Raw genomic sequence first — 23,208 nt, 5'->3', positions numbered from 1 at the left:
ATATGGTTTAGAATATTTATTCTTTGGTTATTAAAGATTTTTAGCACGAGAAACATGATCTACATAAATTTTTCTGATACTTGGATATTCGCCAAGGCCTTTTAGAACACATTTAACAGAAAAACCTTCATTTTCAAATTGAGTTTTCCATGAATCCTCATCTGTACTAGCCATGTCATTTATAGCGTGATCTCCTGCAACTACCATAAGAGGCATAAGAATAATTTTCTTAGGATTAAAAGCTTTTATAGATTTTAAAATTACATCAAAATCTGGATAGGCTTCTACAGTTCCTATAAATATATTGTTAAATCCTTTTTCCTTAAACATATAATCTAAAGCAGCATATGTAGTGTTTACATAATGTGTAGTTCCGTGTCCCATACAAACAAGTGCTGCATCTTGGTTCATATAACTAAATTCTTCAGATATAGTATTAATTAGGTTAATATAATCTTCTTGAGTAGTTAAAAGAGGATTGCCCAACTTTATAGAATTAAAATAATGTCTATATTTATGTAAAGCTTCAATCATTAAATCATTTTCTACACCATTTAGTATATGAGTGGGTTGTACTAATAAATCTTCTATACCATCTTCTCTCATCGTATTAAGAGCTTCAACTACAGTATTAATTTTAATACCATCTCTTTTAAATACTTTTCTAATAATCATATTACTTGTAAAAGCTCGATATATTTTATAATCTGGATAGTTATTGTGTATATCATCTTCAATTGCTTTAATATTTTTTTCTCTTGTATAATTATAGCTTGTTCCAAAACTTACAACAAGAAGACCTTTTTTGCAAACTTGCGACATAATTACCTCCCTATGTTAATTAATATTTTCAATATATGATTGAAGAGTTTCTAATGTTTTAGGCACTGGTAGAGAAGAAGCTAAGAGGTTTTTCTTACACAGACTTTCAAACAATTCTAAAATCACAGGTTTTTTCAAATTTGTTTTTAATAAAAGTTCGTTATCTTTAAAAATATCTTCTGGAGTACTTTTTTTTAAGATAGTTCCTTCATGAAATAGGACTATTGTATCTGCCCATTTAAATGCATGATCAACATCGTGGGTAGAAATTATAACAGTTATCCTCTTATCGCTTAATTTATTAATAATACCATAAATCATATCAGTATGTTTAGGATCTAAAGCTGAAGCTGGTTCATCTAACAGAACTACTTCTGGTTCCATAACTAAAATATCAGCTATAGACACTTGCTTTTTTTGTCCGCCACTTAAATTATGAGTTGGTTTTAAACGAAAAGGATAGATATCTAAATCTTCAATTATACTTTCAACCTTTAAGCGAGCCTCTTTTTCATTAATTCCTAAATTTAATAATCCAAAGGATATTTCTTGAAATATATTTGCAGAAAATAATTGGTTATCTGGATCTTGAAATACAATTCCAACTTTACTTCTCAAATCAATAAGACCTTTTCTTGAATAGTTTATAGGTGAATTATTAAAGAATAAGCTTCCAGATTGAGGTTTGTGTATTCCATTTAAACAAAGAAAAAAAGTAGATTTTCCTGATCCGTTAGAACCCATAACTGCAATCTTTTCTCCTTTTGTGATTTCAATATTAACATCATCTAGTGCTTTAGAGCCATCTTCATAGGTATAACAAAGATGTTCAGCTTTTATAATAACATTATCCATAATATGTTACTCCTTGAATTTATACTAATATAGCAAGTGCTAAAATAAATACTTCAATTAAGATTACAACTAAAATATCTTTTGTACATATTTCGTAAGTTTCATTTAATACATGAATTTCTCCATTATAGCATCGAGATTCCATTGAATCATAAAGAGTGGAAGCTTTCTTAAAAGATCTAATTAGTAGGACAGAAAGCATTTGACTCATACTATATAGTGAGGTTTTAAAGTTTTTATTACCTAATCTAGATTTTTGCGAGGTTTGAATAGTTAATGCAATATCTAGCAGAACAAAAATATATCTATAAATCAATAGCATTAGCTCTATTATGATAAAAGGGCAATGAATTTTTTTAAAAACACTAAGTAGATCTGTAAAGGGCGTAGTTAATGTTAAAAGATATAAGCAAGATATAGAACTAATAGCTGTAAGGATTAAATTTATAGTAAAAAATAGAGAATTACTACTTATAGCTAGATAATGACTTCCAAATTCTAATGAAAATAAATCTAATGGATAAGTAGTAATATTAAATATTATTGCAACTGAACTTAGTAATAAAAATAAAAAGGGAACAGTTAAAAGTTTTAAATAATAAGTTAAGGAAATATTATTATAAAGCAAAGTAATAGCTCCCATTAAAACTAATGTAACTAAAGATATAATATTTGAACGAGCTATGACACAAATCAAAAGAATACTTATAGCAAAAAAAGATTTTAGACTTGGATCTTTATGGCGTAAGTTTGAATTATATGCTAATTTATCTATTGTTATCATTTCTATTTTCCTTTGTAAGTTTTGCGCGAGTTCTTAAAGTACCTAATCCATAACCTAATATACCGGCTCCAATAGCAGCTTGAAGACTGAATAATAATGATTCGGTTTCAGAACCAGGTGGTTCTAAAATAGGTGATGCCCAAGCTTTATAAGAAGGATTAATTTGAGATATAGATTCCTCAGCTAAGGAATCTGAACCAGCAAAATCAGAATTTTTAACTAATATTAATGGTACTGAAGCAATAAGAATACAAATTAAGAGTAATATTATAACAGTCTTTTTTTTGCCCATTAATTTATGCCTCCATTATTAAAATATCCAAGCTCCTTAAGTTCAGATTTTGCATAACTTTCAAGTCCCATAATAACAATAACAGTTAAGATTCCTTCAATGATAGCTAATGGAATTTGGGTAATAGCAAATATACTCATAAAATTAATTAAAGATGCCATAAATCCACCAACTTCCGATGGATAAGCAAGTGCTAGCTGAATAGAGGTAATACAATAAGTAAATAAGTCTCCTAAAGATGCAGCTAAAAATATAGCAATCATCTTAGGAATTTTTGCTTTAAGTGATACTTTATAAATTATATAAGATAATATAGGACCAGCAATTGCCATGGAAAAGGTATTTGCGCCTAAAGTTGTCAATCCCCCATGTGCAAGTAATATTGCTTGAAATAATAAAACTATTATGCCTACAACACTCATTACAGCAGGGCCAAATAATATAGCTCCAAGACCAGTACCAGTAGGATGTGAGCTACTACCTGACACAGAAGGTATTTTAAGTGCAGAAAGTGTAAAACAGTAAGCGCCAACCATAGCTAGAATTAGAAGTGTTTTTCTATGTTCATTAATAGTTCTTTTAATTGAAATCAAACCTAGAAATAAGAACGGAATGCATAATGCGCTCCAAAGTATACAATATGCAGGTGGCAAATACCCCTCCATTATATGCATAGCATTTGTATTTTTACCAATTCCAAAAGTTATAGATATAATTACAGATAGTAATAAAAAGCTCTTTTCTTTTTTATTCATCTAATTCTCCCCCTTTTTTAAACAAAAAAAATCGCCCTTTGAGAGTATAAAAAGGCGTAACAAAATAGAGATGAAGCTCTATTCTATTATACAAAGTTATACTCCGTAACTTTATATAGTCTCGTATCAATAGGCAGGTCTTCTGACTTAGGGGTCAAAATAGTAATCTATCTTCCCATTATTCACAGTGATATATTTGATTACTACTATTCCATTACAGCGGCGGGACCGTATGGGACTTTCACCCATTTCCCTATTATCTCTATCTACAAAATATTATAGATGAGCACCTATTGATATTAAATTGTCTTATAAATTCTAGCATTAATACAGACAAGCGTCAATATTAGGAAGTTTTTTATTTTCATGTTCCTTATTTACTTAAATGTGATATTTGTTCATAATAGTATTTATAATAAAAGTTATTTGGGAGGTAAGTATTTTGAAAAAACTTGTTCATGGTGGAGATGTATATAGTGAAAGAAATATTAAGATAATTGTAGACTTTTCTGCTAATATAAATCCTTTTGGGTTACCAAACTCAGTAAAGGAAGCTATAGTAAACAATCTAGATAATTATATGAATTATCCTGATCCATTATGCAGAGAACTAAGACAAGCTATAGCTAAGCATGAATCTACATTAGCAGATAATATTATTTGTGGCAATGGTGCAGCAGATATAATTTTTAAGGTAGTCCTTGCATTAAAGCCAAAGAAAACCTTATTAATAGCACCAACTTTTTCAGAATATGAAGAATCCATAAGATATATAGATGGAGAGATTAAATATTATGACCTAAAAGAAAATAAAGAATTTAATATAGAAAAGGACATTTTAGATTATATTACAGCAGATCTTAACATGATGTTTATTTGCAATCCAAACAATCCCACAGGTATTCCGGTTAAGTCAAAAGAGATGATTGAAATAGTTAAAAGATGTGAAGAGAAGGATGTGATTTTGGTTGTAGATGAATGTTTTATAGATTTTTTAAAAGATGAAGAGGAATATAGTATTTCAAAATTTATTGATAAGTATAAAAATCTCATAATATTAAAAGCTTTTACAAAAATTTATGCCATGGCTGGAATAAGGCTTGGATATATGATATGTTCAAATGAATTGATTTTAGATAAAGTAAATGCAATTGGACAACCTTGGAGTGTTTCTACTGTAGCTAGTAAATGTGGAGTTGCTGCTTTAAATGAAGTGGAATATGTTAAAAAGAGTAAGGAAAATATAGAAGTTAATAGGGAATACTTAATTGATGAGTTAAAAAAGCTTGGATTTAAGGTTTTTGATTCAAAAGCAAATTTTATTTTCTTTAAAGCAAATGATAAAGAGCTAAATGTTAAACTAGAGGAACATGGAGTTCTTATAAGGTCATGTAGGAACTATAAAAATTTAGGGGATGGCTTTTTTAGAATTGCAGTGAAAGGGGAGAAAGATAATATTTATTTAATTGATTGTTTGAAAAAGATAGGAGTGGTTTAGGTGTCAGTAATAATGGTTGTAATCGATGGAGCGCTGAGTTCTGATTACAATGTGTGTGAAAATATAAAAAAAATTAAATTATCTGGCAGTATAAATAATACTCCACAAGGAATGGAAGTAAATAGTTTAACTTGTATAATGAACATGTTAGGAATACCATATAAAAAAATACCTAAAGGAAGGGCATATTTAGAAGCTATTGCTTTAGGTGAAAATATTAAAGATAATGACTTAATACTTAGGTGTAATGATATAAAGATAAAAAATGGAAAACTTGTGTCTAGTAACGAAGTTTCAAGTAAAGACATTAGCGAAATTAGTAATTTCAAGTTAATTGATATGGGAAGTTATAAGAATTTGCTTATAGTTAGAGATGGAAGAAAGTTTTGTAAATCACTAAAGACTTTTGAACCTCATCAGAATATAGGTAAATTAATAACAGAGATATTACCAAGTTGTGAAAACTTAGAGTTTACAAATTTTTTGATGAAACTAATTTATAAATACAACTTATATCCTTGGGGACAATCTGTAAAAGAGGAATTTCCAAGCTTTTATAGTTTGCACAATATAAATGGTGCAGTAGTTTGTAAAACAGAAATTGTAAAGGGCATTGGCAGGACAATTAAGATGTTTACACCAGATTTGCCAGGTACCACAGCAGATGTGGATACAGACTTGAATATAAAGGCAAAAACAGCTTTAGAATTATCATTTAAATATGATTTTGTTTTATTACATATCAACGGTGGAGATGAGAGTGCTCATAGAAGAAATATTGATGAAAAATTGAATTTTATGAAAAAGATAGATTGTGAAGTAATTGGATATTTAATAAGAAACTTAAAAAAAGATACATCCCTTATAGTAACATCAGATCATGGAACTAGTTCAGAAAATGGTGAGCATATAAATGATTGTGTAAAATATTACATTTATAACAATAATGTAGAAACCCAAAAGTGGATTAACAGGAATTGTAGTTTTCAGGGAAGTTGAGTAAGTTTTTATAGCATTGATATTACAATCATAGGTAATAATAATAATGAAATTGATTAGGAGGGAGAATATTATGACAAATAGAAAAACTAGAAAACAACAAAGAATACAAGCTGGTGGAAGTTCTACGGCTAATGAAGGTGGCCATAATCCAAAAGAGAATAGAAAGTCTGGAAAAAGAACAGAAAGCAATGAAATAGACGAATAAGTATAATGGCAAAACTTATGGAGTAATTTTACAAAAAAAATAAACTTTTCATAGGATTTATATTTGCCTAGTGGTAAAAATAATAATGAAGTTGATTAGGAGGGATAATGTTATGAGTCATAAAAAATCAAACAATTCAGCTACTAGCAGTGCAGCACAAAATGTTGATACTTCTTCTTGTGGATGTACAAGTGGAAAGGATAATAAAAAGAATAAAAAATCAGCAGTTAATAATCAATGGAGTTAATTTGGTATAATAATAAAAAGAACTATATAAGTATTATAACTTATATAGTTCTTTTTATTAAGCATTTGCTATTCTATTTAATTCGGATGTAAAAGCTACTAATTCTTCAATACTGGCATTAGCCTCTTGAATAGCGGCAGATTGTTGCTCTGTATTAGATAAAGTTGAGTCTGAAATATCTAGAGTCTTTTTCATAGACGATTGAATTTCATTGGTAAGGTTTACTATTTGCATAGCTGTTTCCTTTGAATTTTGAGATAAATTTCTTATTTCAGTAGCAACAACTCCAAATCCCTTTCCAGCTTCACCAGCTCTTGCAGCTTCTATTGCTGCATTAAGACCTAACATCTTTGTTTGGTCAGCAATGCTTTTTATGGAATCAAGTATCGTATTAATTTGTTCAGATACTTTTTGAACATTTATAATTTCATCATTTAGTATTTGTTGATTTTCAGTAACAGTGATAGAGGTTGCTGATAGCTCTTCCATGGTTGCAGAAATCTGTGAAAAATTATCATTTAATTCGTTTGACATATTCTTTATGCTTAATTGTTGGTATCCTATTTGAGATAAAGAATTCGCAACAATAAATAAAACTTCAGCAGCAGCTTTTATATTTCTTTCTGTTGTTAATTTAACATTGTTAACAGCATCTATGTATTGATCTCCGTTTACACCTATTTCCCTAGCTGTGTTTCTATATGAATCGTGTTCAGGAGCATGTGTTAAAACTTGTCCACCAAGGATTGTTCCTATTTGAACTCCATTTACCATTATTGGAGCAGCAAAATCAATAAGCCCTGCATGACATGTATAGATATATGGTTTACCAGTTCTAGCTGCTTCTTCTCCTCCTTTTCTGTGAGATTCAGCACAACGACTTTTGCCTATGTTTGTTGATTGTGTAAGATTAAGACAAAAACTTGTATAAGAACTTGGAGTAGTAACAGGATTACCATTAATATCTACAGTTACACTAGCTATGTCCATACTTTCAGCAAAATTATCTTGGAATTTTTGCAAAAGGTTGATATCCAAAACATCTTGTAGCTTGATTTCCGATAAGTCTATTGTTTTTTCTTCATTCATAATTATTCTCCTTTTGATATTCTATTTAATTTTAGTTAATATATAATGTAAAGTAGAGCATAAATTTGAAATTTAATTTTTATAATAATAAAATAAAAAGTAAATAGTTTTTGTTTTAGAAATGATCTATATTCAATAGAAAAGAAATGAAAGATATTTTTAATAAAATAATTATACTATATATTTTATATCCGCTCAATAATGTAGAGAAATAAGATTCTTTATAATATATTTAAAAGGATGCAATAGTAGGATATACTAGTATTATATGTATTTAAAATATAGAAAATTTAATTTGTTAGGAGAATGTTGTGTTATGAACAATTTGCAAAGTTTAAGGGAAGAAATGAAGAAAAATAATTATGATTATTATATAATTCCAAGTGCAGATTCACATCAAAGTGAGTATGTGCCTGAATATTATAAAGGAAGAGCCTATATTTCTGGTTTTACTGGTTCAGCTGGAACATTATTAGTAGGAAAAGAAAAAGCTTTTTTATGGACAGACGGGAGATATTTCATTCAAGCAGAAAAAGAATTACAGGGAAGTGGTATAGAACTTATGAAAATAGCTACACCAGGATACCCTACAATAGAAGAATGGATTAAAGATAATGTAAAAGAAAATGATAAATTAGCATTTGATAGTACTGTTATTTCAGCTACTGAATTTAAAAAATATAAATCTATAGCAGAGAAAAATAAATTTCAAATAATGATGGAAAAAGATATTTTAGATGAAGCCTGGAAAGATAGACCTAAATTTCCTATGGAAAACATATTTATTCATGAAGTTAAATATTCTGGAAAATCTACAAAAGATAAGCTTTCAGATGTAAGAAAAGAAATGAAATCTCTAGGTGGAGAAAATTACATACTTACATCATTAGATGATATAGCTTGGACTTTTAACATAAGAGGTAATGATATACCTTATAATCCAGTAAGTTTGGCTTATGCAATAATAACAGATAAAGATGCTTTTTTATACATAAATAATGAAAAAGTATCAGAAACTGTTCGTGAAGAACTTTTAGAACAGGGAGTTAGTATAAAAGAATATTTAGAGATTTTTAAAGGTGTAGAAGAAATTAAAAATTCAGTTATAATTGACGCACAAAAGGTAAATGCTAAAATATATTCTTTAATATCAAAAGAAGTGAAGATAATTGAACACTTAAATATAACAACTTCTTTAAAGGCAATTAAGAATGAAGTTGAAATTCAAAATATAGAAACATCTCAAATAAGAGATGGAGTAGCTATGGTTAAATTTATAAAATGGCTTAAAGAAAATATAGGTAAAACAAAAATTACTGAAATTTCAGCTTCAGATAAACTTGAAGAGTTTAGATCACAGGGAGAAAATTTCAAGGGGCTTAGCTTTAATACAATAGCAGGGTATAAAGATCATGCTGCCATGATGCATTATTCAGCTACAGTAGAAAGTCAATATGAATTAAGACCAGAGGGAATGCTACTTGTAGATTCAGGAGCACAATATTTAGATGGAACAACTGATATAACAAGAACTTTTGTATTAGGTAAATTAACTGAAGAGGAAAAAAGAGATTTTACTCTTGTATTAAAAGCTCATATTGCACTGGCTTCAGCAATATTTTTAAAAGGTGCTACAGGTGAAAATTTAGATACTTTAGCAAGAAGACCATTATGGGATTATGGAATGGATTATAAATGTGGTACAGGTCATGGAGTAGGATTTTTCTTAAATGTACATGAGGGTCCACAAGGATTTAGACAAAAAGGTAATACAACAGTATTAGAGCCTGGTATGATAGTAACAGATGAACCTGGTGTATACAAAAAAGGTAAACATGGAATTAGAACAGAAAATGTTATACTTGTAACAAAATCATCTAAGGATGATGAAATGGGGGAATTTTATAAGTTTAAAACAATATCATATGCACCTATAGACTTAGATGGAATAGATGCTAATATGCTTTCTGATGATGAAAAAACATGGTTGAATGAATATCATAAGATGGTTTATGATAAGTTATCACAACACTTAAATGAGGAAGAAAGAGATTTCTTAAGTAAAGTTACTAGAGAGGTGTAGTAAAAGCTTAGTGCTAGAATTAGACGCTTGATACTTATGTGAGGTAAATTAATGAGCAATAATAAGAAATTAGAAAAAATTAAATTTTTAATATTTGTATGTATTGTTGTAGTAGCAATAATAATTGTTGCAACTAACTGGAGATTTATAAGAGGACTTAGGGTTGAGAAAATAGTACATTTTATTGCTGATAAAGGACCTTATGCAGTAGCAATATATTTACTTATATATGCAATAAAACCTTTTTTGGTTGTGATACCTAGTAATGTTTTAGTTATTGTTAGTGGAGTGTTGTTTGGACCAGTTAAAGGATCAATATTATCTATGATTGGATTTGGTATTTCAGGTGCTATTGCATTTTACTTAGCTAGATTTTTGGGAAAAGATTTTGTACAGAGTATAATAGGTAAAAGATTCATAAAGTTAGATGATAATATGAAGAAAGATGGATTTAGAATTCTATTTCTTTTAAGGTTACTACCAGTAATTCCTTATGATCCATTAAGCTATGCCTGCGGATTTACAAATATGAAATTTAGTTCATTCCTAGCTGCTTCAGTACTCGGTGTTTCAATTGAAACTATATGTTATTCAGTTTTAGGAAAGAATTTTAGAAATCCATTTTCTTGGAAGTTTTTTCTTCCACTACTGATAATTATAATAGTAACTATTTTTTCTAAGAAAGTCATGAAAGGAAAGAAAGATAATTAGATTAGAGCCACTAATTAAAGAATTTTATTTAATAGTGGCACTTTCCATTTTAGGCGCTAAATTTATATAATAGTAATATAGATAATAGCAGAAAACACAGAGAGGTATATAGAAAATGGACAAAATTATGAGATCAGTATGGGCAGAAATAGATTTAGATGCTGTGGAATTTAATATAAAGAATATTAGAAATTTAGTAAATGGTAAAGAAATAATAGCAGTAGTTAAAGCTGATGCTTATGGCCATGGAGCTGTAGATATAGTCCCAACTTTACTTGAAAATGGAGCTTCAAAGCTTGCAGTTGCAATGATTAGTGAAGCTATGGAGCTTAGAAATAATAATATTAATGCTCCTATTATGATATTAGGATATACACCTTTAGAATATGGTGATTTATTAATAAATAATGAAATAGAACAAACTGTTTATGACTTAGAATATGCAAAAGAATTGTCAAAAATAGCAGTGAAATTAGGAAAAAAAGCAAAGATCCATATAGCAGTAGATACTGGAATGGGGAGAATAGGATTCTTACCTAGTGATGAAAGTGTATATAAAGTTTGTAATATTGCAAAGCTAGAAGGAATAGATTTAGTTGGTATATTTACTCATTTTGCAACTTCTGATGAGGAAGACAAGGAATATACTTATAAGCAATTTTCTGAATTTCAGGAGTTTAATAAAAGACTTTTAGAAAATGGAATTAATGTTCCGCTAAAACATGTATCTAACAGTGGAGCAATTATAGATTTGCCAGAAACATATCTAGGTGCAGTAAGAGCTGGAATAATACTTTATGGGTATCATCCATCAAATGAAGTTAAGCAAGGTAGATTAAGCTTAAAAAATGTGTTAACTTTAAAAACAAAGGTTTGCCATGTAAAAGAATTAGATGCAAATATGTATGTAAGTTATGGCAGAAGATTCAAGACTAGCAAAAAGAGTATCATAGCAACAATACCTATAGGTTATGCAGATGGATATTCAAGGCTTTTAAGTGGCAAAGCTAAAGTAATAATAAATGGAAAATTTGCAGATGTTGTTGGAAGGATATGCATGGATCAGTGCATGATTGATGTTACTGATATAGGAGAGGTATCTGTAGGTGATGAAGTTATTTTATTAGGATCAGAAGGAAGTTTAAAGTATAATGCAGATGATATTGCAGAAGCTATGGGAACTATAAATTATGAAATACTTTGTATGATAAAGCAAAGAATTCCTAGGGTATATTTAAAAGATGGACAAATAATCAATATAAGAAATTATATATAATAAGAAAAACACAATACATCATATAAAAATATGAAGTATTGTGTTTTTTAAACTACATAATAGATACTTTATAATTTTCAAGCCAAGTATTTACTTGAATTAAATAAGCTATAAGCTGAGGTCCTGTCATTAATTGCCCATACCAAGGTGTTTTATAAGCTGAGCCTCTAGTTTTAACTATTTCATTAATTTTATCTTTATCAATTAGAGGCAATATAGGTGAAGCAGAATTTTGTAAAATATCATTCATCTTAGAACAAACATAATCTGTATATATTGGATTATGAGTTTTTGGATAAGGGCTCTTTTTTCTATAGATAATTTCCTTAGGAAGTATTCCTTCAAGTGATTTTCTAAGAAGACCTTTTTCTCTTCCATTTAATAATTTAATATGAGATGGGATATTAAAAGCATATTCAACAATCTTATAATCAGCAAAAGGAACTCTTACTTCAAGTGAATTTGACATACTCATTCTATCTTTACGATTAAGTAATGTAACCATAAACCACTTTAAATTAAGATAGAATAGTTCTCTCATTCTATAATCTTCTTTAGATTCATTATCTAAATGTGGAACTTCTTTTAGAGTTTTATGATATTGCTCTTGTGCAAAGTCATGAATCTTAAGATGTTTTAACTCTTTATTTAATATAGAAATTCTATCACTTATAAATCTAGACCAAGGGAAAGTATCGGCCCATTTCATTTCAGAATTTGTATACCATGGGTATCCTCCAAAAAGTTCATCAGCACATTCACCAGATAAGGCTATAACAAAGTCCTTTCTTACTTCTTTGCAAAATAAGTAAAGGGAAGAATCTACATCAGCCATTCCAGGTAAGTCTCTTGCAATGGTTGCTTCTTTTAGAGAATTAACCAAGTCTTTATGATTAATTGTAACTGTCCTATGGTTTGTTTTTGAGAATTTAGACATTTCTACTGCCCAATATTGATCAGAAGTTGGTTGAAAAAGTGATGATTTGAAATATTTATCATTATCTTCATAATCTATAGAAAAAGTTGTTAATATTTTATTTTTCTTTCTAAATTCTGTAGATGCAACTGCTGATATGGCTGAAGAATCGAGTCCTCCAGATAAGAAGGTACATAATGGCACATCACCTACTAGTTGTCTTTTGATAGCATCAACAAGAAGATCTTTTGTATGAGATATTATCTCTGATTCACTTTCTAGGGTCTCTTTAGCAACAACCTTCCAGTATTCTTTTTGTTTAATGCCATCAGGAGTTACTATTAAATAATTTGCAGGGGGTATTTCTTTTATTCCTTTAAGTACTCCACTACCAGGTGAAACAGCAGGTCCAAGAGCAAATAGCTCTGTTAAGCCTTCTTCGTCTATTGATGCAGTAACTAAAGGATGAGCAAGTAGTGTTTTTATTTCTGAGCCAAATATAAATGTATCATCTTTAATTGTATAAAATAAAGGTTTAACCCCCATAGCATCACGAGCTAAAAATATTCTATTATTCTTTTTATCAAAAACTGCAAAAGCAAATATTCCATTAAGTCTATTTATACAATCAATTCCCCAACACATATAAGAAGTAAGAAGAACTTCTGTATCTGAATAAGAGTTAAAGGTAAAACCCTCTTGAAGTAAATCTTTCCTAATATCTTCAGTATTATAAAGTTCACCATTATAAACTAACACGAATTCATTATTTTCTACTTTTTTTATCATTGGTTGAAGTCCACCTTTAGGATCAACAACTATTAATCTTCTATGACCTAATAAAACATTTTCTGATAAGTAATGTCCAAAAGCATCAGGGCCCCTTTGAGTTAAGGTATCAACCATATTTTCCAAAATAGGTTTATCATTTAAAATATTTTTTTTAAAATTAATAAATCCTGCAATACCACACATATTTATTTCCTCTTTTCTTATAAATTTAAGTAATTAGTAATATGATATAAAATATGATTTTATTATGGACATAGTTACATTATTGTATGTAGAACTTATGAAATAAGTATTGCTATATGAATAAAGAAATAAAAAAATAAAAAATCTGTATTGACAAATAATAATAATTATTCTTTAATAACAATATATATTAAATTTAGAAGGGAGATTTGAGTATGTCTAATGTTTGTCTATGCAGAGGTATATCAGAAGAAAAAATAATAGAAGCAATAAAAGATGGAGCAACTTCATTTATAGAAGTTAAGGAAAAAACAGGGGCTGGCACAGGTGGATGTAGTGGTCTAAGATGTAGAAATAAAATTGAAATGCTAATTTTGGAGAATAAATAGAAGATAATTTATTTAAATGTGAGCTTAAATATTTGATTATTCTTTAATAGTAGCTTTCTGCTCTTAAAATACCGTTGCTAAGGATAATATAATATTTTATAATTATATATATTTTAAAATACAAAAAATGCTATAAAATTTTAAGGAGTACATTATGAGAGCAGTTTATAAGAACCCAAGAGAGTTAGCAACTTGTTTAAAGGATTTGGTTGATCTATATTTAGATGATCTAATGAGTTATGAAAAGTTGACTGAGAAAATACTTAAGATAGTAGATGCTAATGAGGTATATAAAAATGGCCATATTGAAAGTAAACTACTAATAGTATTAGGTGCTGAAAGAGAGGAAATAATAAATAAAATAGTAGCAGAAAGAGTTTAGAATATTATATTTAACTGTCTAGAGCTAATAAATAGAAGTTAAAGGAGTTGTATACAAGTATCTCCTTTAACTTCTATTTTAATTAGTTTTAAGACAGTTTTTTTTCTGTGTAAAAAAGTGGTATAATTGATTTGTTAACATTTACACAAGTGTTTGTATTTAAAAAGTAGTAGTAAATTAAAGGGGGATAAAAAAGTGGGAGAGGAAACCAAGAAAATTAAAGTGAGAGTTAAGGGATTTAAAGGCATTAGTACAGTTAAAGGATCCTTAAAAGGGAAGTTGACATTCACATACATATTAATAGCATGTATACCAATAATGCTAATTGCTACGTTAACATATGCAAATAGTAGAAGAATATTAACAGATAAAGTATCAGAATTATCAAATAGAGTATGTTCTCAAACTAAATTAAGCATAAATAATTACTTGTATGAAATTCAGAATGCTTCATCTTTAGTATTTGCAAAGGATGAAATAATGGTGTTTAATTCAGCAGGTACAAATATTGATCCCTATGAGAAGCAGCAAAAGAAAAACGATATTGAAGAATATTTACTTTCTATAAGTTTACTACAAAATTTTACTGACTTTGCATTAGTATATAATGATGGAAGTACTATAGGTAAGATAAGTGAAACTACTAAAAAATTATATGATATGAAAAATTTATATGGAGAAATTCAAGAAAAGGTTAGTACTACTAAGAGTAAAGGAAAGTGGTTTACAGGTAAGGACGGAAACTATAGTAGATTGTATTATGCAAAACAAGTTACAGATAGTACCATGATGATTACTTCTATATATACAAATGAATTAGATGAAATATTTAATGAATTAAGTGATAATAGTGGAACTGTTACTAGACTTTGTGATGATGATAATATTATATATTCTACAAACAGTAATGAGATAGGTGAGAAATTAGATGGAAAAGTAAGTGAGAAAATAAAAGACTCATCTTCTAAGACATTTGAATTAAGTAAAGATTTAGTAATTTATAATACATGTGATAATGGATGGGGATTAGTAAATTCCATTCCTAAAAATTATATTTTGAGTGAAGTACAAACAACGGGAATATTTACAATAATAATTACAATAGTATGTATAATTTTTTCAGGTCTATTTGGAATATATTTTGCGAAAAAAATATCAGAGCCAATTAATAAGTTAGTTACTAAAATGAAAAAAGCAGAAGATGGAGATTTAACAGTAAGAACTGATTATACAAGTGAAGATGAAATTGGAGTGTTAAGTAACAGTTTTAATGTAATGATAGGAAAAATTAGAGACTTAATTGAAGAGACAAAGAATGTTTCTAAGATTGTTATAGATGAATCAGATGAAATAAAGAATATGTCAAGTCAAGCTTATAGTATTTCAGAGGGCGTTTCCACTGCTATGGAAGCTATAGCTACTGGAACTTTAAGCCAAGTAAATGAATTAGAAAAGACAGTTTCCACGATGGATAAATTGGCAGCAAGCATTAATAATATTATTTCTAATATTTCAAATGTTACATCTATATCTAATGAAACAAAACATGTTGGTGATGAGTCATTGCATATAGTACAAACTCTTCAGGTGAAAACAGAAAATACAAATGAGATAATGGATGAAATAACATTTAACATTAATGTTTTAAGTGAAAGTATAAAAGAAATTGAACAAGTTATTGAATTAATTAAAGAAATAAGTGAACAAACTAATCTGTTATCCTTAAATGCTGGAATAGAAGCGGCACGTGCTGGAGAAAGTGGCAGGGGATTTGCAGTTGTAGCAGATGAGGTTAAGGAGCTAGCTGAACAATCAAAAAAATCAACTGATGATGTGTATAAGGTAATTAGAAACGTATATGAAAAAGCAAATGCAGCAATAGAACTTATATATAATTCAAAAAAGGTATTTAATGAACAAACACAAGCAGTAGAATTTACTAACAATTCATTTTCCAATATAATAAGTTCTACTGAAAAAATAACAAGTGAAATAAACAACATAGAAATGTTAATGAACGAAATAAATATGCAAAAGAAAGAGACTATTGAATCAACTAATAGTATTAAGATAATTACAGAAAATTCATCTGCTAATACAGAAGAGGTTTTAGCTGCTACTGAGGAGCAAACAGCTAACGCTGAAAATTTAGAACAGCGTTCTAATAAGTTAAGCAAAGCAGCAGAAAGTCTAGAAAAAGCTATTAACAAGTTTAGAATTTAAGTATTAGATGGATGGGAGGATTTAATTATGAATAAAAAGGTAATAGGGCTATTAATATGCTGTATCATGGGGATAAGTTTATGTGCTTGTGGAAAAACTAGCAGCAAAAATCAATCAGAACAAGTTACAATTAGATTTTCATGGTGGGGAACAGAATCTAGATATGATAAAACTATGGAAGCAGTGAAATTATTTGAAGAAAAAAATCCAAATATAAAAGTTAAAGCTGAATTTGGTGAATGGACAGGCTTTAAGAAGAAGATGAACATGAAGATAGCAGGAAATGATGAGCCAGATCTTATGCAGATAAATTACGATTGGCTTGAGAATTATTCTAAAGATGGAAAGGGATTTTATGATTTGAGCAAGTTATCAGATACGTTAAAGTTTGATAACTTCCCCAAAGAAGTTTTGGCTTATGGAACAAAAAATAATATTTTAAATGCAATTCCTATATCAACTAATGCGAAAATACTTTATTATAATAAAAATGTTAGTAGTGGGTTTATTGAAAATAGATATGATACGTGGGATGCTTTAATAGCAAGTGGAAGTAAGACTAATGGAGATACATATCCTTTAGATCTTGATTCCTTCAATGCATGGGGATTATGTATGGCTTATGTACAAGAAAAGACGGGCAGAAATTTTATAAATGAAGATGGTAGTCTTGGATTTACACAAGGAGATATACAAGAATTATTGTTATTTTATAAAAAGCTAGTGGATAACAAGGTACTTCCATCAACGACTCGTAAGGATGATAATTCGAGTTTTAATAGTGGTAAAGCTGGAGCAACTATATCATGGTCTACAGATGCACAAAAAATGAAATCAGGTACAGAAAAGATAAAAGGAGATTTATTTAGTGGAACTTTTCCAGCATCTGGAGGAGCTAATCCTATAAGCTATGTTAAACCATCTATGTTATATACTATAAGTAAGAATACAGAACATCCGAAAGAGGCGGCAATGCTCATGGATTTTATGCTTAATGATGAAGAAGCAGCTAAAATAATTGGAATGGATAGAGGATTACCAACAAGTACTTCAAGCTATAAAGCATTGGAAGAGGGGAATGTATTAAGTGGATTACAATATGAGGCAAGTAAAAAAGAGGATGGAGTAAAGGAAATTTTAATTAGTCCATACTATGAAAATACATTGATAAAGAATACTTGTGAAACAGCTATTGAAGAGATAACATATAATAAATCTACACCTGAGCAGTGCGCAGCAAATACATATAATAATTTAATAAAAACTTTAGAGACTGTTACGAAGTAATAATACAAGTGCTATAGCGTATTAAAAATAACCTATAGTGCTTTTATTTTTGTATTAATTTTTAACTATTTAACAAAAGTATATTATATATATTTTTTCAGGTTTAGGAAAGATAAATATTATAAAAGTAAAATACATGTAAAGTTAATATAATATAGAATTATAGTAATGAGTTTACAGAATTATAGTGAGGTATATACTGTAAATATAAACCGTTTTACACAATATGGAAAGTGTTGTGGATATATAAGTATTGTAATGTAAGTGTGAAATATATAAAGCTAATCTTATAAGCATTAGCATAAATATTTCTCCTTTTGTGCCTACTGATGGATATTTTATTTTATCTACGATTTTAAGGATACCTAATATGAGAAAATCAATAACACACTCTCCTAAAAGTATATTTAGTAATAAGAGAATGGTAATAAAAATATATATGATTATTAGTATTATAGTAATGGCATTTACATTTTCATCTCAAGTGATTTGGATAGTTAAGCAAATGGTTGAAGACTATAAACATAGTTGTAACATTTTATCATTTGTTTTTAAAATAAAAGTTTTTATATTTATAATGCTATTATTGATAATAAAAAAATAATTAAAAATAGAGAAAAGGGAGTGAAGTAATGCAGCCAATTTTGGAAGTTAAGAATTTAAGTAAAAAATACAATGATAAAAATGTAATTACTGATATAAATATGAAAATATATAAAGGAGATATATATGGGTTTATAGGGCCAAATGGAGCAGGTAAAACTACAACTATAAAAACAATTTTAGGCCTTCTTAAATCTTCTTCAGGAGAAGTCTTGATTGAAGGGGTGAATAGTATTAATAATGCTAAAGTTATTAGTTCAAAGATAGGAGCGATGATTGATTATCCAAGCTTTTATCAATATTTAACAGGCTTCAAAAATTTATCATTATATGCAAATATATTAAATCTAGATAAGAAAAGAATAGATGAAGTATTAGATATGGTAAATTTATCTAGAGATAAGAATAAGAAAGTTGGTACATATTCTATGGGAATGAAGCAAAGGCTTGCAGTTGCTAGAGCTTTCTTAAATAATCCTGAAATTGTTATATTAGATGAACCAACGAATGGATTAGATCCAGAGGGCGTTATAGAAATGAGAAAGTTAATAAAAGATTTAGCAGGATTGAAGAGTACTACCTTTATGTATTGCTCTCATATTCTAAATGAAGTTCAAAACTTATGTAATAGAGTAGCTATGATAAGCAACGGGAAAATAATTTTTCAAAATAGTATAAATTCATTATTAGATAATGGTAGAGAATCTTACGATATAATAACTACAGATAAAAATTCAATAAGGAAGGTATTAGAATCTAAGGTTTTGAATATTATAGAGACAGATGAAGGGATATGTATAGAGATAAATAGTGGTGATTTTAAATTAATCAATGATTTAATTGTAAAAAGCAATATTGCCATTTTATCAATTTCTAAGAAAAACTATTCTCTAGAAGATTACTTTATTAAGTGTAGTAAAAAGATATTATAGTTAATCAGGTTATAAAGGTTTATTGGAAAGTGGGTTTACAATGTTAAAAAATGAAATTATTAAGTTTTTTACAACAACAAAATGGGTTGTTTATTTCTCTATTATAGCTGCTATTACAATTATTACAAGTGTGTTTTTGAATTTGGGAGGAGCACAAACTGAAAATTTATATGTATATTTTTATAAATACACATGTAATACAAATATTTATATAATCCCTATAATGATTGCTATAATTGTATCAGATATATTTACTGATGATTATATTTCAGGAAATTTGAAGTTTTTTAATATATATTTAAGTAAAATTTCAATATTTATCAATAAATTATTCATGATTTTTATTGTAACTTTATTTCTAATTTTTAGCTCGGGTATAATATTAACAATCGTTTACTTGATTATTAAAGGTGAAGATTATGCTATTTTAAAAAATGAAATTTATATGATTGTAAATTTAAATTTGACATTATTTGTAGGGATGTTACCTGTCATTTTTATTTACGTGTTAATATCCGTAAAGTTTGATAATAGTATGATAATATCCATAGCAACATTTATTTTACTGATAGCTATTGATTATTTTTTTAGAGCTTATTATGATATAACGCCAATCAGTATTTTAAGAGATTTTATATTAATAAGTACTAATAAATATGTTTTGCCAAGTGATAAGTTTCATATTCTGTTACTATTAATATATATATTGATTTTGTTTCCAGTTGCTCTTAAAAGTTTTTCTAAAAAGGAGATGATATATTGACAATAAAATTAATAAAATTAATAAAAAATGAATTTATTAAAATGATATATGAAAAGAAATTTTATGTATTACTTGTTACAATTATTACTATGTTAATAGCAACTTTATATATTTATATGGCTATGAAAAATTATGCAATAGCAGATTCAATTGAAGCTCAAAAATATAGTGTTGAATGGAAAGAACAGTTAAAAAATATGAATAGCATAATATTTTTAGATAATTATTCTACAAGTTTTATATTTAAGTCTGGAATACCGTTTTTTTTAATATTTGTGACTATATTTGCTGTTGATTGTTTTGGTGAAGATTTTTATAGTGGAAATTTGAAGTTTTTTGCTAATCTTGATACAAGAGGCGAGTCATTGTTTAAAGCTAAGGTAGTATACTTAATAATATTTTCATTAATTATTGTTATTATTAATTTAGTTTTAGGATTTATAAGTAGTAGTATTGTATTTCATATAAAATTTCAAGGTATATTTAGAAGCTTGATAATTTACCTGTCATCGATTCTTCCGATTGTGTCATTTAATCTTATAGTTGGGTTAATATCAATGTTTATTAGAAATAGAGCCCTAAGAACGGTAGTGGGAGTAGGATTGTGTATATCTGTTGGTATTTTAGACAAGATAGTTAAGGTTGATTATTTTTCACCAATTGGAATAATATCCATAATAGCAAGTAAGCAAGTTGAAAATATAAAATTTATTGATTTAGCAATTTGTAATTCAATTTCTTTAATATATTTTATATTAGCTTTCTTTATTGGCAAAATAATTTTTAAAAAAATAGAGTATAAATATTAAATTCACAGAATCTATTAAATATAGGTTCTTTTTTTGTACAATTAAATTGTGAGATAAACTAAAGATAAGTAACAGAAAATTATTAATTAAGAAATAGAAGTATTATCTTTCATTAAGCTAGAATGGAATCTAAAAAAAGCTGATTCCTGTTTAATCTAGAAATCAGCTCCTTGCTGCTCAGCTCTTTTTTATATTGTCCTTGAACATAGAAAAATATTTTGCTTCTATAAGCTCATTTTCAATAAGCATTAATTTCGAAAACATATTTTTTTATGAATGGTTAGAGAATCTTTAGGTATTTTATAGTTACTTTGTTAAAATTATGATTTTAGTAAATCAGCTTCTAACTCATCCATAATTTCCTTGACAGTAGATAACTTATCTATTTTATAGGCATTTTCACCACAGAAAATTAGGCCTTCATTTAAATTTCCATTAACAGCATTAATTAATGCTTTAGTAATACAATATGGTGTATCTGCTGGATTACATGGGGTTAAACAGTTAAAACATTTTGTGATTTTAATTTTTCCTAGCTTAGTTCTTTCAACAAATGGATTTAATAGGGCTCTTCCAGGCATTCCTACAGGACTTTTAACTATAGAAATATCTTTTTTCTTGGCATTAATATATGCCTTTTTAAATTCTATAGAAGCATCACATTCTTCTGTAGCAACAAACCTTGTAGCCATTTGAACTCCATTAGCTCCAAGATTTAAGTATTTTGCAATGTCATTACCATCAAATACTCCACCAGCTACTATTACTGGGATTTCTTTAGAATATTTTAAGGCATATTTTTTTACTTCTTCTATTATGCTAGTAATGGTTTCATCAAATTTAGATTGTTCTTCATCTAAGTTATCTGCATTAAATCCTAAGTGGCCACCAGCTTTTGGCCCTTCAATAACAACCATATCAGCTGTAGTTTTATCATGCTTATCCCAAAGCTTTAATATAACTTTGGCAGCTTTTAGAGATGAAACTATAGGGGCTATTTTAACTTTAGAATCTTTAACTAGTTTAGGAAGCATGGTAGGTAGTCCTGCTCCTGATATTATAATATCTATTCCAGAATCCACAGCTGTCTTAATATATTCGGCATATCCTTTTGTAGCAACCATTATATTAACACCAAGAATTCCATTATTGCATTTTTCTTTAGCAAGTTTAATTTCATTTTTTAGAGCTCTTAAGTTACAATTTATAGAATCATCTTCAAAGTTATCTTCTCTAAATCCTATTTGAGCAGAGGATATTACTCCTATACCGCCAGCATTAGTAACGGCTGAAGCAAGACCTGATAAAGAAACGCCTACACCCATTCCACCTTGGATTATTGGAAGTCTAGAAGATAAATTACCTATCTTTAATGGATTAATATTCATTTAAATTACATCCTTTCTTTTGACTATAAAATATTTTGATACTCAAAATATACTCATATTATAAAATATATTTTGTAACAATACAACTAAATTAAGAAGATAGAGACTGCTAAAAATAATTTATTGACAATTGTTAGTAAACATGATACAATAAAACTCGTCTTAGGGGTATGGCTCAATTGGTAGAGTAGTGGTCTCCAAAACCATTGGTTCTGGGTTCAAGTCCTAGTGCCCCTGCCATAGAAGTATCTAGATTTTTATCTAGATACTTTTTTTATAAAAAAATAAGTAATGCATTTTATAGCTTATATTTTAGTATTACTCAATTTATATGAACATATTATTTTTTTGATTTAAAAAATGTTGTTAAATTAGATTTAGGGGAAAAATGGTTATAGTACCGTTTTTTTTGAGAATATAAATTTTCATAAAGGATAATATAATAATGTAAGTTAATTAAACAATGGGGTTTAATTAACTTACTAACCGTAAGCCAGAGGAGGGATTTACAATGTCAAGTAATAAAGCATTAGTTCCAGAATCAAGAAATGGTTTAAACAAATTAAAAAACGAAGTAGCTGAAGAGCTAGAAGTTCCATTTTCAGATTATAACGGGGATTTAAGCTCAAGACAATGTGGTTCCGTAGGTGGCGAAATGGTAAAGAGAATGGTGGAAGAATACGAAAGTAAGATAAAGTAAACACCTACTAACCTTACTTAAATTAAGGTAAATCATTTATGGAAATTACACCACCAAAATGTTACATAAAGTATTCTAACTACCAAGAGGATGACGTAAGTCATCCTCTTCATTTTTACGTATGGAATTATAATAGAGTTAAATATGGTAAGAATATTTTTATATAAAAAGGACAAGCTTTCTTTTATTTAAGTATACATTATGTTAAAATGAGAACAAAAG

General features: G+C 28.1%; 23 protein-coding genes, 1 tRNA gene and 1 riboswitch. Of the genes, 16 read left to right on the top strand and 8 right to left on the bottom strand.

From position 1 onward, the window contains the following. Positions 1 to 30: 30 nt before the first annotated feature. From FAY47_RS06180 to FAY47_RS06160, 5 genes are read right to left on the bottom strand one after another with little or no spacing between them, the layout of a single operon-like run. A complete protein-coding gene (locus tag FAY47_RS06180; RefSeq protein ID WP_143315724.1) occupies positions 31 to 822 on the bottom strand; it encodes a sirohydrochlorin cobaltochelatase in 792 nt (263 codons plus the stop codon). 15 nt (positions 823 to 837) lie between these two features. Next, the gene (locus tag FAY47_RS06175) at positions 838 to 1,677 is read right to left on the bottom strand and encodes an ATP-binding cassette domain-containing protein (protein WP_143315722.1); all 840 of its coding nucleotides are present in this window, start codon (positions 1,675 to 1,677) and stop codon (positions 838 to 840) included. Between the two features lie 19 nt (positions 1,678 to 1,696). After that, positions 1,697 to 2,461 carry a cobalt ECF transporter T component CbiQ gene (cbiQ, locus tag FAY47_RS06170; RefSeq protein ID WP_143315720.1) on the bottom strand — a complete coding sequence of 255 codons (765 nt, stop codon included), beginning with the start codon at positions 2,459 to 2,461 and terminating at the stop codon, positions 1,697 to 1,699. Continuing rightward, entirely contained in the window at positions 2,445 to 2,753 is a 309-nt protein-coding gene (locus FAY47_RS06165; RefSeq protein ID WP_143315718.1) for an energy-coupling factor ABC transporter substrate-binding protein, read from the bottom strand. The genes cbiQ and FAY47_RS06165 overlap by 17 nt, the downstream gene beginning before the upstream one ends. After that, entirely contained in the window at positions 2,753 to 3,508 is a 756-nt protein-coding gene (locus tag FAY47_RS06160; protein ID WP_143315717.1) for an energy-coupling factor ABC transporter permease, read from the bottom strand. Before FAY47_RS06160 ends, FAY47_RS06165 begins: the two co-directional genes overlap by 1 nt. Positions 3,509 to 3,622: 114 nt before the next feature. Then, positions 3,623 to 3,817: riboswitch (cobalamin riboswitch) on the bottom strand. Between the two features lie 133 nt (positions 3,818 to 3,950). Here FAY47_RS06160 and FAY47_RS06155 point away from each other — a divergent pair. The 4 genes from FAY47_RS06155 (at position 3,951) to FAY47_RS21155 (ending at position 6,460) form a co-directional block, all read left to right on the top strand. After that, a complete protein-coding gene (locus FAY47_RS06155; RefSeq protein ID WP_143315715.1) occupies positions 3,951 to 5,006 on the top strand; it encodes a histidinol-phosphate transaminase in 1,056 nt (351 codons plus the stop codon). Continuing rightward, entirely contained in the window at positions 5,007 to 6,005 is a 999-nt protein-coding gene (locus FAY47_RS06150) for an alkaline phosphatase family protein (protein WP_143315713.1), read from the top strand. It begins immediately after the preceding gene. Between the two features lie 73 nt (positions 6,006 to 6,078). Beyond that, positions 6,079 to 6,213 carry a hypothetical protein gene (locus tag FAY47_RS21160; RefSeq protein ID WP_279232041.1) on the top strand — a complete coding sequence of 45 codons (135 nt, stop codon included), beginning with the start codon at positions 6,079 to 6,081 and terminating at the stop codon, positions 6,211 to 6,213. A 112-nt stretch (positions 6,214 to 6,325) separates the two neighbouring features. Continuing rightward, positions 6,326 to 6,460 (top strand): hypothetical protein, encoded by a 135-nt coding sequence (locus FAY47_RS21155; protein ID WP_279232040.1) that lies wholly within the window; start codon positions 6,326 to 6,328, stop codon positions 6,458 to 6,460. Positions 6,461 to 6,517: 57 nt separating this feature from the next. On the opposite strand, the gene FAY47_RS06145 is transcribed toward FAY47_RS21155, so the two are convergent. Continuing rightward, entirely contained in the window at positions 6,518 to 7,549 is a 1,032-nt protein-coding gene (locus tag FAY47_RS06145) for a PocR ligand-binding domain-containing protein (protein WP_143315711.1), read from the bottom strand. Positions 7,550 to 7,865: 316 nt separating this feature from the next. Here FAY47_RS06145 and FAY47_RS06140 point away from each other — a divergent pair, with 316 nt between their 5' ends. From FAY47_RS06140 to alr, 3 genes are all read left to right on the top strand, one after another. After that, the gene (locus FAY47_RS06140) at positions 7,866 to 9,632 is read left to right on the top strand and encodes an aminopeptidase P family protein (RefSeq protein WP_143315709.1); all 1,767 of its coding nucleotides are present in this window, start codon (positions 7,866 to 7,868) and stop codon (positions 9,630 to 9,632) included. Positions 9,633 to 9,683: 51 nt separating this feature from the next. Further along, positions 9,684 to 10,343 (top strand): TVP38/TMEM64 family protein, encoded by a 660-nt coding sequence (locus FAY47_RS06135; RefSeq protein ID WP_143315707.1) that lies wholly within the window; start codon positions 9,684 to 9,686, stop codon positions 10,341 to 10,343. A gap of 115 nt (positions 10,344 to 10,458) precedes the next feature. Then, on the top strand, positions 10,459 to 11,619 hold the full coding sequence (gene alr / locus FAY47_RS06130; protein ID WP_143315705.1) for an alanine racemase: 1,161 nt from the start codon (positions 10,459 to 10,461) through the stop codon (positions 11,617 to 11,619). Positions 11,620 to 11,671: 52 nt separating this feature from the next. Here alr and asnB read toward each other — a convergent pair whose 3' ends face one another. Further along, the gene (gene asnB / locus FAY47_RS06125; RefSeq protein WP_143315703.1) at positions 11,672 to 13,510 is read right to left on the bottom strand and encodes an asparagine synthase (glutamine-hydrolyzing); all 1,839 of its coding nucleotides are present in this window, start codon (positions 13,508 to 13,510) and stop codon (positions 11,672 to 11,674) included. Between the two features lie 215 nt (positions 13,511 to 13,725). On the opposite strand from asnB, the gene FAY47_RS06120 reads away from it, so the two are divergent. The 7 genes from FAY47_RS06120 (at position 13,726) to FAY47_RS06090 (ending at position 20,898) form a co-directional block, all read left to right on the top strand. Next, complete coding sequence (locus tag FAY47_RS06120; protein ID WP_143315700.1) at positions 13,726 to 13,899, top strand: (2Fe-2S)-binding protein; 174 nt, start codon at positions 13,726 to 13,728, stop codon at positions 13,897 to 13,899. Between the two features lie 154 nt (positions 13,900 to 14,053). Further along, positions 14,054 to 14,281, top strand: coding sequence for a TIGR04540 family protein (locus FAY47_RS06115; protein WP_143315698.1), 228 nt, complete (start codon positions 14,054 to 14,056; stop codon positions 14,279 to 14,281). Positions 14,282 to 14,476: 195 nt separating this feature from the next. After that, positions 14,477 to 16,504: a methyl-accepting chemotaxis protein gene (locus FAY47_RS06110; RefSeq protein WP_243129558.1), complete on the top strand. Its 2,028-nt coding sequence runs from the start codon at positions 14,477 to 14,479 to the stop codon at positions 16,502 to 16,504. Between the two features lie 27 nt (positions 16,505 to 16,531). Continuing rightward, complete coding sequence (locus tag FAY47_RS06105) at positions 16,532 to 17,791, top strand: ABC transporter substrate-binding protein (protein WP_143315694.1); 1,260 nt, start codon at positions 16,532 to 16,534, stop codon at positions 17,789 to 17,791. A 632-nt stretch (positions 17,792 to 18,423) separates the two neighbouring features. Then, the gene (locus FAY47_RS06100; protein WP_143315692.1) at positions 18,424 to 19,326 is read left to right on the top strand and encodes an ATP-binding cassette domain-containing protein; all 903 of its coding nucleotides are present in this window, start codon (positions 18,424 to 18,426) and stop codon (positions 19,324 to 19,326) included. A gap of 40 nt (positions 19,327 to 19,366) precedes the next feature. After that, the gene (locus tag FAY47_RS06095) at positions 19,367 to 20,089 is read left to right on the top strand and encodes a hypothetical protein (RefSeq protein ID WP_143315690.1); all 723 of its coding nucleotides are present in this window, start codon (positions 19,367 to 19,369) and stop codon (positions 20,087 to 20,089) included. After that, positions 20,086 to 20,898 carry a hypothetical protein gene (locus FAY47_RS06090; protein WP_143315688.1) on the top strand — a complete coding sequence of 271 codons (813 nt, stop codon included), beginning with the start codon at positions 20,086 to 20,088 and terminating at the stop codon, positions 20,896 to 20,898. The genes FAY47_RS06095 and FAY47_RS06090 overlap by 4 nt, the downstream gene beginning before the upstream one ends. Positions 20,899 to 21,218: 320 nt before the next feature. Here FAY47_RS06090 and FAY47_RS06085 read toward each other — a convergent pair whose 3' ends face one another. Beyond that, the gene (locus FAY47_RS06085) at positions 21,219 to 22,286 is read right to left on the bottom strand and encodes a nitronate monooxygenase (RefSeq protein ID WP_143315686.1); all 1,068 of its coding nucleotides are present in this window, start codon (positions 22,284 to 22,286) and stop codon (positions 21,219 to 21,221) included. Positions 22,287 to 22,450: 164 nt separating this feature from the next. Here FAY47_RS06085 and FAY47_RS06080 point away from each other — a divergent pair. Together FAY47_RS06080 and FAY47_RS06075 are read left to right on the top strand one after the other, a co-directional pair. Beyond that, a tRNA-Trp gene (locus FAY47_RS06080) sits at positions 22,451 to 22,526 on the top strand. Between the two features lie 271 nt (positions 22,527 to 22,797). Further along, positions 22,798 to 22,986, top strand: coding sequence for an alpha/beta-type small acid-soluble spore protein (locus FAY47_RS06075; protein WP_143315684.1), 189 nt, complete (start codon positions 22,798 to 22,800; stop codon positions 22,984 to 22,986). Positions 22,987 to 23,208: the final 222 nt, after the last annotated feature.

This window comes from Clostridium sp. HBUAS56017, from assembly GCF_007115085.1.
GTDB classification, from domain to species: domain Bacteria; phylum Bacillota; class Clostridia; order Clostridiales; family Clostridiaceae; genus Clostridium; species Clostridium cibarium.
The sequence above is the reverse complement of the archived record's forward strand: the minus strand, read 5'-3'. Positions and strand labels throughout refer to the sequence as shown.

What these genes read in the sequence shown, in the direction of transcription:
- FAY47_RS06115 (WP_143315698.1), top strand. Translation starts at nt 14,054, where the DNA reads ATGAGAGCAGTTTATAAGAACCCAAGAGAGTTAGCAACTTGTTTAAAG.
- asnB (WP_143315703.1), bottom strand. Translation starts at nt 13,510, where the DNA reads ATGTGTGGTATTGCAGGATTTATTAATTTTAAAAAAAATATTTTAAAT.
- FAY47_RS06100 (WP_143315692.1), top strand. Translation starts at nt 18,424, where the DNA reads ATGCAGCCAATTTTGGAAGTTAAGAATTTAAGTAAAAAATACAATGAT.
- alr (WP_143315705.1), top strand. Translation starts at nt 10,459, where the DNA reads ATGGACAAAATTATGAGATCAGTATGGGCAGAAATAGATTTAGATGCT.
- FAY47_RS06175 (WP_143315722.1), bottom strand. Translation starts at nt 1,677, where the DNA reads ATGGATAATGTTATTATAAAAGCTGAACATCTTTGTTATACCTATGAA.
- FAY47_RS06095 (WP_143315690.1), top strand. Translation starts at nt 19,367, where the DNA reads ATGTTAAAAAATGAAATTATTAAGTTTTTTACAACAACAAAATGGGTT.
- FAY47_RS21155 (WP_279232040.1), top strand. Translation starts at nt 6,326, where the DNA reads ATGAGTCATAAAAAATCAAACAATTCAGCTACTAGCAGTGCAGCACAA.
- FAY47_RS06140 (WP_143315709.1), top strand. Translation starts at nt 7,866, where the DNA reads ATGAACAATTTGCAAAGTTTAAGGGAAGAAATGAAGAAAAATAATTAT.
- FAY47_RS06180 (WP_143315724.1), bottom strand. Translation starts at nt 822, where the DNA reads ATGTCGCAAGTTTGCAAAAAAGGTCTTCTTGTTGTAAGTTTTGGAACA.
- FAY47_RS06120 (WP_143315700.1), top strand. Translation starts at nt 13,726, where the DNA reads ATGTCTAATGTTTGTCTATGCAGAGGTATATCAGAAGAAAAAATAATA.
- FAY47_RS06165 (WP_143315718.1), bottom strand. Translation starts at nt 2,753, where the DNA reads ATGGGCAAAAAAAAGACTGTTATAATATTACTCTTAATTTGTATTCTT.
- cbiQ (WP_143315720.1), bottom strand. Translation starts at nt 2,461, where the DNA reads ATGATAACAATAGATAAATTAGCATATAATTCAAACTTACGCCATAAA.
- FAY47_RS06160 (WP_143315717.1), bottom strand. Translation starts at nt 3,508, where the DNA reads ATGAATAAAAAAGAAAAGAGCTTTTTATTACTATCTGTAATTATATCT.
- FAY47_RS06075 (WP_143315684.1), top strand. Translation starts at nt 22,798, where the DNA reads ATGTCAAGTAATAAAGCATTAGTTCCAGAATCAAGAAATGGTTTAAAC.
- FAY47_RS06135 (WP_143315707.1), top strand. Translation starts at nt 9,684, where the DNA reads ATGAGCAATAATAAGAAATTAGAAAAAATTAAATTTTTAATATTTGTA.
- FAY47_RS06105 (WP_143315694.1), top strand. Translation starts at nt 16,532, where the DNA reads ATGAATAAAAAGGTAATAGGGCTATTAATATGCTGTATCATGGGGATA.
- FAY47_RS06085 (WP_143315686.1), bottom strand. Translation starts at nt 22,286, where the DNA reads ATGAATATTAATCCATTAAAGATAGGTAATTTATCTTCTAGACTTCCA.
- FAY47_RS06145 (WP_143315711.1), bottom strand. Translation starts at nt 7,549, where the DNA reads ATGAATGAAGAAAAAACAATAGACTTATCGGAAATCAAGCTACAAGAT.
- FAY47_RS21160 (WP_279232041.1), top strand. Translation starts at nt 6,079, where the DNA reads ATGACAAATAGAAAAACTAGAAAACAACAAAGAATACAAGCTGGTGGA.